This window comes from Streptomyces sp. (assembly GCF_019510245.1).
Classification (GTDB): domain Bacteria; phylum Actinomycetota; class Actinomycetes; order Streptomycetales; family Streptomycetaceae; genus Streptomyces.
Genome location: NZ_JAEKKT010000001.1, coordinates 1 through 3,397 on the forward strand (window position 1 = coordinate 1; position 3,397 = coordinate 3,397).

6 protein-coding genes are annotated in these 3,397 nt (G+C 74.8%); 4 read left to right on the forward strand and 2 right to left on the reverse strand.

The features are described 5' to 3' along the window. The 4 genes from JF597_RS00005 to JF597_RS00020 form a co-directional block, all read left to right on the forward strand. A partial coding sequence (locus JF597_RS00005) for an NAD(P)-dependent oxidoreductase (RefSeq protein ID WP_293986425.1) occupies positions 1–569 on the forward strand: 569 nt, incomplete at its 5' end. Positions 570–606: 37 nt separating this feature from the next. After that, a complete protein-coding gene (locus JF597_RS00010; protein ID WP_293986427.1) occupies positions 607–1,266 on the forward strand; it encodes a glycosyltransferase family 2 protein in 660 nt (219 codons plus the stop codon). Then, positions 1,263–1,904: a DUF2064 domain-containing protein gene (locus tag JF597_RS00015; RefSeq protein ID WP_293986429.1), complete on the forward strand. Its 642-nt coding sequence runs from the start codon at positions 1,263–1,265 to the stop codon at positions 1,902–1,904. Before JF597_RS00010 ends, JF597_RS00015 begins: the two co-directional genes overlap by 4 nt. Then, positions 1,904–2,542, forward strand: coding sequence for a class I SAM-dependent methyltransferase (locus JF597_RS00020; protein ID WP_293986431.1), 639 nt, complete (start codon positions 1,904–1,906; stop codon positions 2,540–2,542). The genes JF597_RS00015 and JF597_RS00020 overlap by 1 nt, the downstream gene beginning before the upstream one ends. Here JF597_RS00020 and JF597_RS00025 read toward each other — a convergent pair. Both JF597_RS00025 and JF597_RS00030 read right to left on the reverse strand, forming a co-directional pair. After that, positions 2,526–2,951 carry a hypothetical protein gene (locus JF597_RS00025; protein ID WP_293986433.1) on the reverse strand — a complete coding sequence of 142 codons (426 nt, stop codon included), beginning with the start codon at positions 2,949–2,951 and terminating at the stop codon, positions 2,526–2,528. The two genes, JF597_RS00020 and JF597_RS00025, sit on opposite strands and share 17 nt — an antisense overlap. Then, positions 2,948–3,397 (reverse strand): molybdopterin-dependent oxidoreductase (locus JF597_RS00030; protein ID WP_293986435.1); only part of this gene is annotated, 450 nt, incomplete at its 5' end. The genes JF597_RS00030 and JF597_RS00025, both read right to left, overlap by 4 nt.

Consider the following 3,397-nt stretch of genomic DNA (forward strand, 5'->3'; position numbering starts at 1 on the left):
CGCTCGAGCCGGCGTCGGTGGACGAGGACGCCGCCGCCGATCCGCGCAACGCCTACGCCGCGACGAAGCTCGGTCAGGAACACCTCGCGGCCGCCTGGGCCCGCGCGACCGGGGGTGCGGTCGCCGCCCTGCGCTATCACAACGTCTACGGGCCCGGGCTGCCGATGGACACTCCGTACGCGGGGGTGGCGGCGATCTTCCTGTCGGCTCTGCGGGCGGGGCAGGCGCCCCGCGTCAACGAGGACGGCCGGATGCGGCGGGACTTCGTGCACGTCCGGGACGTCGCCGCCGCGACGGTCGCCGCACTCAGCCACGATCACGGTTTCCGCGCCTACAACGTCGGCTCGGGAACGCCGCGGACGATCGGGGAGATGGCGGCCGCACTGTCGTCGGCAATCGGCGGTCCGCCACCCGAGACGACCGGCCACTACCGGCTCGGCGACGTTCGGCACCTGACCGCCGACTCGGCTCGCATTCGGGAGGAGCTCGACTGGCGGCCGGTCGTGGAGTTCGGCGACGGCATCGGCGAGCTGGCCCACGCTGCGGACGCTGCCGTCATGGCTTCGTAAGGGTCACCAGCCGATCACCGCCCATAGCGTCACTGGGGTGACACCCGAGGTGACGCTGGAGATCGTGCTGCCTTGCCTGGACGAGGCGGGCGCACTGCCGTGGGTGCTCGCGCGGATCCCGGCCGGCGCCCGCGCCATCGTCGTCGACAACGGCTCGACGGACGGCTCGGGTGAGCTGGCCCGCGATCTCGGCGCCCGCGTCGTGCCCTGCGCGCAGCCGGGCTACGGCGCCGCCTGCCACGCGGGCCTGCTTGCCGCGACCGCCGAGTTCGTCGCCATCTGCGACTGCGACGCGTCGCTCGACCCGGCTCTCGCCCTGGCGTTCCTCGACGATCTGCGAGCCGGTGCGGATCTCGTCGTCGCCCGGCGGGTGCCCGCCGGGCGCGGCGCCTATCCGCTTACGCTGCGCGCCGCCAACGCCGAGCTCGCCCGTCGAGTACGGCGACGCACCGGTGCCCGGCTCCGGGACGTCGGGCCGCTGCGGGTGGCGCGGCGGGAAGCACTGCTCTCTCTCGGGATCGCCGACCGGCGGAGCGGGTACCCGGTCGAGACAGTGGTGCGCGCCGCCGCGGCCGGCTGGCGGATCGTCGGGCGGGACGTGCCGTACGCACCGCGCATCGGCCGATCGAAGGTCACCGGGACGCTCCGCGGCAAGGTACAGGCCGTGCGCGATACGAGAGCGGTGCTCTCCGCATGAGCGAGGCACTGACCCTCATCGTGCTGGCGAAAGAGCCTCGCCCCGGTTACGTGAAGACCCGGCTCGTCCCGCCCCTCACGGCCAGCGACGCCGCTCGCATCGCCGCCGCGGCGCTGCACGACACGCTCGACGTGGTGGATCGGACGCCGGCGGGACGGCGGGTGCTCGCGTTCGCCGGCGACGCGGCCGGCTGGCAACGGCGCGGCTGGGACACCGTGACCCAGCCGGCGGGCGGCCTGGACGTCCGGCTGGCGGCGGCACTGGCGGCGGCGCACGGGCCGGCGCTGCTCGTCGGGATGGACACCCCGCAGCTGCAGCCCGCCGACCTGGCGGCGTTCGACCCGCGCCGATTCGACGCCGCACTCGGTCTGGCGCCGGACGGCGGGTACTGGGCGATCGGCCTGCGCGACCCCGCACAGGCCGCCGCCGCGGTGCACGGCGTTCCGATGTCGACCGAGCACACCGGCGTCGTGCAGCTGGCCCGGTTGCGCCGTCTCGGCCTGCGCGTCCAGCTCCTGCCGCCACGCACCGACGTCGACACCATCGACTCGGCGCGGGCGGTGGCCGCCGTCGCGCCTAGCACTCGGTTCGCGGCGGTCTTCGCCGCGGTCGCACCGCCCGTCGCCGTGCCGGCCTGATGGAGTTCGGCGCCCTCGCGCCCTACGAGGCGGCGTTGCGCTCGGCCGCCCCCTTGCGCCTGCGCACGCACGTCGGCGAGCTCGTCCACCTCGACGTCGGGCGGTGGCTCGGCGGCACCGACGCGGCCGACACGACCGTCCTGGATCGGTGCCGGGGCCCGGTGCTGGACGTCGGTTGCGGCCCCGGCCGGTTCGTCGCGGCGCTCACCGCTCGCGGCGTGCCGGCGCTCGGCGTGGACATCGCCGAGGGCGCCGTTGCCCTGACCCGCCGAGCGGGCCACCCGGCCCTCCTGCGGGACGTGTTCGGCGACGTGCCGGGCGCGGGACGCTGGCCCACGGTGCTGGTCATGGACGGCAACGTCGGGATCGGCGGCGACCCGGTTCGGCTGCTGACCCGGCTGGTCGGTCTGCTCGCGGCCAGCGGCCGGCTCATCGTCGAAGCCCACCCCGACCCGGCGCGGGACGAGCAGCTGCAGGTCCGCTTCGCCGTCGACGGCGGCCGGCCCACCGGTCCCGAGTTCGGCTGGGCGCAGGTCGGCATCGACGCCCTTGCCGGTTACGCCACGGCCGCCCGTGCGCGGGTGGTCGAGACGTGGACGGCCGGCGGCCGCCCGTTCGCCGTCATCGCCCGCGGGTAGCCCGGGCGTCGCGGACGATCCGAACGACGTACAGCCCGGCGGCCGTCCCGCCGATGATCACCCACAGCCACGCAAGGTGCACGGCGTAGTTCTGGCGGAGCAGCGCCTTGGCGGCCGGCTGGGTGTTCTCGCGCAGCAACAACGGGATCGAGATCGCGGTGATCCCCACGCCGGCAACGAGAGCACCGCTCACGAATCGGCGCAGCCGGCCGGGGACGAACCGGTTGATCATGGCCCCGGCGAGGGCAGTCAGTGGCGCCAGCACGCCGTCGTGCACCGCCACGGCGACCGCCAGCCAGATGGCCAGCGCAACGAGGTCTCCGTCCGGGATCTCGGTGAGCAGTCGCAACGCGCCCCAGCCGATGAGGACGACGCCGGCGCTGCCGATCAACCACCGGGTCACGCTCATCGGACCTCCACCAGGGCCAGCCATTTCGTGTTGAGCACACCGGCCCGGTCAGGCGCGATCAGTCGCACCGGGTACCCGTGGTCGAGGTCGAGCCGCTCGCCGTTGAGGTGCGTCGCCAGTAGCGCGCCGGCGAGCTGCGGCCCGTCGATGAGCGAGTGCGAGTACGCGCCGTGCGCCTGCAACGAATGCACGTACACGGTCGAATCGGCGTTCCCGCCGGCGCGGCGCACGAGGTCGAGCAGCGGCAGGCCGTGCCAGCGGGCGTCCACCGACCAGCCCTCGACGCAGGCAATCGGCAGGTCGGCCTGCGTGGTCGCACCCGCCTCCAGCTCGGCCAGCCCGAGGGTGAACGGCCGCGGCCCGCGCACCTCCAGCCGCCAGTCCGCGGCCACGCGCCGGACCCTCGCCTGCGCCGCCGTCTTGTTGACCGGTACGTGCTGCGGACC